The sequence below is a fragment of the Variovorax sp. E3 genome (assembly GCF_016082275.1).
Classification (GTDB): Bacteria; Pseudomonadota; Gammaproteobacteria; order Burkholderiales; family Burkholderiaceae_C; genus Variovorax.
Window position 1 is genome coordinate 1 of record NZ_MOWM01000269.1, and the last position, 5,588, is coordinate 5,588.

The window sequence follows — 5,588 nt, forward strand, 5'->3', positions numbered from 1 at the left end:
TTCGTAGTAGCCGATGTTGAGCGTTCCGGCGTCGATGCTCTTGAGCGGTTCGAGGCGCTTGAGCGCACCGGCGGTCTGGGCAAAGGCCGGCGTGATTGCCGCGAGCTGAGCGGCCGCGGCGCCGAGCGCCGCTGCGGTGAGGAAGGTTCTACGGGGAAGCTGGAAGGACGATGTCATCGGGATCTCCTGAGGGACAAGCAGTGGTGGAAGGGCTGGCAGGTCCGGATACTGCCCGTGGGGACACCATTCGGCCGGTACTTCGTATCGCTCTGTATCTCCCGCTGCTTTCTCGACAATACATTTCGATTTGCAGGCGGTTGGGGCGATGCCCGGCCTTCAGCTGACCCTCAAGAACTTCGCGATTGGCGCAGGGATCTGAAGCCGTTGCGCAGCTCCACCGCGAAGACCTCCGGCTGTTCCCATGCCGCGAAATGTCCGCCCTTGTCGAGCCTGTTGTAGTGAACGAGCTTGGGGTATGCGCGTTCGGCCCAACTGCGCGGCGCCGTGTAGATCTCGTCGGGAAACGCGCTCACCGCAACAGGGATGGCAACGCCCTTCGGTGCGAAGAACGGCAGCTTGCTTTCCCAATAGAGGCGGGCCGACGAAACCGCGGTGTTCGTGAACCAGTAGAGCGTCACGTTGTCCAGGATGTCGTCGCGCGTCAGGCCTTCGGGCCGCCCTGCAAAGACGCGCTCGATGAGACCGTAGCTGCGCGCGTCGTGGTCCAGCATCCAGGCGGCAAGGCCGACAGGCGAGTCTTCGATCGCATACAGCGTCTGCGGACGGTTGCTCATCTCCTGCGCGTAGGCCAACCCATGCTTGTAGAAGAAGTCCAGCTGTTCGTACGCATACCCCTCGTCGGCCGACAGATCGGCTGGAGGCCGTCCACCGGCCTGCAGTGCCTTGGCGATGTTCTCGGGCACGGTGGCCGCCATGTTCGTGTGGATGCCCAGCAATTCGGGGGGCGCCAGCAGCGCCATCTGCTCGGTCACGGCATTGCCCCAGTCGCCGCCTTGCGCGACGAACCGCGTGTAGCCCAGGCGCTTCATCAGCACCACCCAGGCACGTGCGATCCGGACAGGGTCCCATCCGAGATCGGTGGGCTTTCCGGAAAACCCATGGCCCGGCAGTGAAGGAATCACGACGTCGAAGGCATCCGATGCGTTCCCGCCGTGTGCCGTCGGGTTGGTCAACGGGTCGATGATCTTCAGCTGTTCGATGATGGACCCGGGCCAACCGTGGGTCACGATGACGGGCAATGCATTGGCATGCCTGGAACGCACATGAATGAAATGAATGTCCACGCCGTCGATGCTCGTCGTGAACTGCGGCAGCGCGTTCAACTTCGCCTCGAGCTTGCGCCAGTCGTAGTTCGTTTGCCAATGGTTCGCCAGTTCACGCATGGTCGCGAGCCTGACGCCCTGCGAGGCATCGGCCACCAGCTCCCGCGAGGGCCATTTCGTTGCGCCGATCCTTCGCTTCAGGTCGGCGAGTTCGGCATCGGGCACGTGGACTCTGAACGGCCGGATCTGCGCGTCACCGCCGGCCGGCCGCATCGCATCGGCGAGCGCCGGAACGGAGAACGCAACGGGACTGAGGGCAAGCGCGGATGCCGAGGCGGCGAGAAGGCGTCGCCGGGTGAGCGACGGGGATTCTGTTGGATCGAAGTTCATGGTGTATCTGGAGGGTGGTGCTGGCGATCGAAAAGAGTTCGGGCCGAGCGTGGTTTTCAGCGGCTCGCGGCTTCGACGATGAGCTTGGCGACCACGTCGGGCTTCGACGTCATCACCACGTGCGACGCGCCCTTGACGACCACCGTCTTCACCGACTTGGCGCGCTGGGCCATGAAGGCCTGCGCCGCCGGCGGAATGTTCTTGTCGCCGTCGCCGTAGACGAACCACGAAGGCACCGTCTTCCATGCAGGTTCGCCCGCCGGTTCGCCGAGCGCCGACTCGGCGATGGGACGCTGCGTCGCGGCCATCAGGCGCGCGGCGGCGGCTGGCACGTCGCGGCGAATTGATCGTGGAACCTGTTCTTCAGGATGTAGAGATCCTTGCCGCCGTCGGCGAGTGCGACCGGTGGTGCCAGCGCGGGACCGAGCGTGCTGCCGGGAAACTTTCCGGCGAGATCGGCAGCCGACTCACCGGCCTCGGGTGCGAACGCGGCGACGAAGACGAGCGCTTTCACGTTGCTCTTGCCGGTAGCGGCGCTGGAGATCACCGAGCCGCCATAGGAGTGGCCCACCAGAACCACCGGTCCCTTGACCGCATCGACGACGCTCGCGACATAGGCCGCGTCGGACTTGACGCCGCGCAGCGGATTCGCGGCGGCGATCACCGGATAGTGCTGCGCCTCGAGCTTGCGGATGACGCCGTCCCAGCTCGACGATTCGGCAAAGGCGCCATGCACGAGCACCACCGTGGGTTTGGTTTGCGGCGCGGTGCTCGCGGTCTGTGCCGAAGCATTGAGCGTGGCGAAGGCGCCGGCCAGTGCCATGAGGCCGACGGCGGCAACGGCGCGGGTAAAGCGGTGGCGAAGGGTTTTCATTGTGATTTTCCTGCGGTTGAAGTGGAGGGCAAAGAAGAGTGATTGCCCTTTGCAACTCGTGGCGAGTGCGGTGGGGGCAAGGCACGGCCGCGTTTATAGGACGCACCTCCGGGCGCATGACGGATGTCTGTATGCCACTGTGTCTGCGGGCCCGGGTGACATGAAGAATTACGCGAATGCGTTGCCGGCAAGAAGATTCGTCGGCGTCTGCGTCCACGCGGAAAGCACCGCGCGGCAGGCACCAGGCACCCGCCAATGAAACGTAGTGTGAGTTCCGGCGGCGCGGATACACACGCATACGCAGACCGGTGCGAGGGCGGCGTTGGCGGCAAAAATCCGGACGCCCAGGCGCTCCGGGGTTTCGCACCTCGCGGCATTTCTCAACTCACACGGCTCGTCCCATGAATCGACTCAACACGCAACAGGTGCCCGCATCGGACACCGCGAAGAAGGATGCCTCTTCGTCTTCTTGCCAGGCGGTGCTTGCAAGGCTCGGAGGTCTCGGCCTCCTTGCGCTCGCGGCGGCGTCCGGTATTTTCGCGGCGGCTCCAAGCGCCGCGGAGGACGTCAAGGTCTCGGATGCTTCACCCATCTATGGCGTCGTCATCCCCAAGGGCTACAGGCAGTGGCAGCTGATCGCGCCCGCCATCGAGGCGGAGCCTTTGAACGAGCTGCGCGTGGTGCTCGGCAACGCCAAGGCAATCGACGCCTACGACAAGGCCACGCTGCCGTTCCCGGACGGCACCGTCCTCACCAAGCTGGCATGGAAGCATGTTCAGTCGCCGGAGTTCGCACCCGCGTCGATCCCCGGCGCGGCAACGACCGTGCAGGTGATGGTGAAGGACTCGAAAAAATACGCCGCCACGGGCGGCTGGGGGTTCGGGCGTTTCATCAACGGCAAGCCCGTCGACCTGGCGCAGCACCAGACCTGTTTTGCCTGTCACCAGGCACTGGTGAAAAACCACGACTACGTGTTCACACGGCTCGCGCGCTGACGCGCGAGGCGGGAAAGAAAAAGCGCCCTCGTCGAAACGAGGGCGCTTTTTTTTGGGGGCGGCGCGCCGGGCGCCGCCGGCGATGGCCGGATACGCCGATGGCGCTACTTGCGAAGAGTCCGGAAAGCAGCCCTCATTTCTTCTGCAAACAACCGAGGTTGTTCCCATGCCGCGAAGTGCCCGCCGCGATCGACTTCATTGAAGTAGTAGAGCGACGGGTAAGCGCGCTGTGCCCACGACTTCGGTGCCCGATAGATCTCGCCCGGGAAGACCGTGATCGCGACAGGAACCGTGATCTCCGTTGTTCGCTGGGCGGCGGAGCTGAAGTTGTTGTTGTTGTTCTCCCAGTAGAACCTCGACGAGGAACTGGCGGTGTTCGTGAGCCAGTAGAGCGAGATGTCATCGAGGATCCGGTCCCTGCCGAGCACCGCCTCGGCGTTTCCGGCAGGGTAGGTCCATTCGGTGATCTTCTCGTACATGAGGCCGCGAGGCCGGCCGGCGAATCGTTGAGGCCGTACCCGACGGTTTGCGGCCGTGTGACCATCATGGCGCCGTATGCGGCGTTGCGGGCGAAGAACTTGCTCAGCGTTTGATAGGCCGTGCGTTCGGCGTCGGGCAATCCGGCCGGCGGCTCCTCGCCGCCGTGAATACCCTTGACGAGCTCGGGGGGCACCGTCGCCGGCATGTTCAGATGAATGCCCAGAAGGCCTTGAGGCTTTTGCCGGGCCATGGCGTCCGAGATCACGGAGCCATGATCGCCGCCTTGGGCCACGTATCGGGTGTAGCTCAGGCGATGCATCAACACGTCCCACGCGCGGGCCACGCGGTCGGGGCCCCACCCGAGGTCCTTGGGCCTGCCGGAAAAACCATGTCCCGGAATGGCCGGTATCACAACGTCGAAGGCGTCTTCAGGACGACCCCCGAACGCCGTCGGATCCGTGAGAGGGCCGATCGCATCGACGAATTCCAGGGGCGACCCCGGCCATCCGTGCGTGAGGATGATTGGCAGCGCGTTCGGATGGCGTGACCGCACGTGAATGAACTGGATCTCGACACCGTCGATCGTTGTGACGAACTGGGGCAGGGCATTGAGCTTGGCCTCTACCTTGCGCCAATCGTAGTCAGTCTCCCAGTGCTTCGCCAGCAACTGAAGCTTGGCCAGCTGAACGCCCTGGGATGAATCGTCCACGGTCTCCTTGTCCGGCCAACGCGTGGCTTGCAGCCGGACCTTCAGGTCCTTCAAGGCCTTGTCCGGGATATGGACCTTGAACGGACGGATCGCCTCGGACGACGACGCGGCCTGGCTCGGCTTTTGATCGCCCGCCGGATCCGCGGCGCTGGCTTGGCCCGCGAGCGAGAGGCCCGATGCAATCATGAGGCTGGCCGCGCAGATCACGGAAGTCAGTCGAGCCTTCGGTCGTTGCTGTCGAGCGTTGGGATGGGTGGGCATGGGATGAGTCTTCATTGGATAAGTGAGTGAGTGAGTGGGTGACGTGACGGCCTTCAGGCCAGGAGCAAGAGAATCGATAGCCAGATGCCGGCCGCGTAGGTCAGCGTTGCGCCGATCGCCCGCAACGCATTGGGGCGCGACAACGAAGCGCAAGTGAGCAGCCCGACGGCAAGAAGAATGCGCGCCGCCGTGGCAACCGCGATGAGACCCAGCGCCAGACGGCCAGGCTGGTGCGCGCCGACGACCAGAAAGAGCACGGCCAGGAACGGGGCGTATTCAGCCGTGTTGCCGTGGGCCCGGATGAGACGATTCAGCAGATGGTCGGGGTCGGAAGCGGTGCCGGTGAGAACCTGGGTCTTGCCACGCACAGCCGTCACGGCGAGTCCGAGTCCAAAGAGCAGCAAGCCCAGGATCGCGACACCGGTCACGGCGAGAGAGCTCATGTTCGACATGTTGAATTCCAGGTGGGAGAGACGAGAGGATCGACAGCCGCTTACGCGCGCGCCACGTCGATCACGGCCTTGGCGAAGGCCTCCGGCGCTTCCTGCGGCAGGTTGTGGCCGATGCCGCCGCTGACCAGCCGATGCTCATAGCGG

At 64.4% G+C, this 5,588-nt stretch carries 5 protein-coding genes and 1 pseudogene; 1 reads left to right on the forward strand and 5 read right to left on the reverse strand.

Annotated features, from left to right (window positions below; genetic code table 11):
* Positions 1 to 347 precede the first annotated feature (347 nt).
* Genes BMG07_RS39575 through BMG07_RS43735 form a run of 3 tightly spaced genes read right to left on the reverse strand, consistent with a single transcriptional unit; the run spans position 348 to position 2,547 of the window.
* Entirely contained in the window at positions 348 to 1,673 is a 1,326-nt protein-coding gene (locus BMG07_RS39575) for an epoxide hydrolase family protein (RefSeq protein ID WP_198089049.1), read from the reverse strand.
* A gap of 56 nt (positions 1,674 to 1,729) precedes the next feature.
* A complete protein-coding gene (locus tag BMG07_RS43730; protein ID WP_307867304.1) occupies positions 1,730 to 2,005 on the reverse strand; it encodes an alpha/beta hydrolase in 276 nt (91 codons plus the stop codon).
* Positions 1,981 to 2,547: an alpha/beta fold hydrolase gene (locus BMG07_RS43735; RefSeq protein WP_307867306.1), complete on the reverse strand. Its 567-nt coding sequence runs from the start codon at positions 2,545 to 2,547 to the stop codon at positions 1,981 to 1,983. The genes BMG07_RS43730 and BMG07_RS43735 overlap by 25 nt, the downstream gene beginning before the upstream one ends.
* 401 nt (positions 2,548 to 2,948) lie before the next feature.
* On the opposite strand from BMG07_RS43735, the gene BMG07_RS39585 reads away from it, so the two are divergent.
* Positions 2,949 to 3,542 carry a cytochrome P460 family protein gene (locus tag BMG07_RS39585; protein WP_198089050.1) on the forward strand — a complete coding sequence of 198 codons (594 nt, stop codon included), beginning with the start codon at positions 2,949 to 2,951 and terminating at the stop codon, positions 3,540 to 3,542.
* A gap of 104 nt (positions 3,543 to 3,646) precedes the next feature.
* Here BMG07_RS39585 and BMG07_RS39590 read toward each other — a convergent pair.
* Positions 3,647 to 4,917: pseudogene (locus BMG07_RS39590) on the reverse strand (epoxide hydrolase family protein).
* A gap of 128 nt (positions 4,918 to 5,045) precedes the next feature.
* The gene (locus BMG07_RS39595) at positions 5,046 to 5,444 is read right to left on the reverse strand and encodes an MAPEG family protein (protein ID WP_307867307.1); all 399 of its coding nucleotides are present in this window, start codon (positions 5,442 to 5,444) and stop codon (positions 5,046 to 5,048) included.
* Positions 5,445 to 5,588 lie beyond the last annotated feature (144 nt).

What these genes read in the sequence shown, in the direction of transcription:
- BMG07_RS39575 (WP_198089049.1), bottom strand. Translation starts at nt 1,673, where the DNA reads ATGAACTTCGATCCAACAGAATCCCCGTCGCTCACCCGGCGACGCCTT.
- BMG07_RS39585 (WP_198089050.1), top strand. Translation starts at nt 2,949, where the DNA reads ATGAATCGACTCAACACGCAACAGGTGCCCGCATCGGACACCGCGAAG.
- BMG07_RS43735 (WP_307867306.1), bottom strand. Translation starts at nt 2,547, where the DNA reads ATGAAAACCCTTCGCCACCGCTTTACCCGCGCCGTTGCCGCCGTCGGC.
- BMG07_RS39595 (WP_307867307.1), bottom strand. Translation starts at nt 5,444, where the DNA reads ATGTCGAACATGAGCTCTCTCGCCGTGACCGGTGTCGCGATCCTGGGC.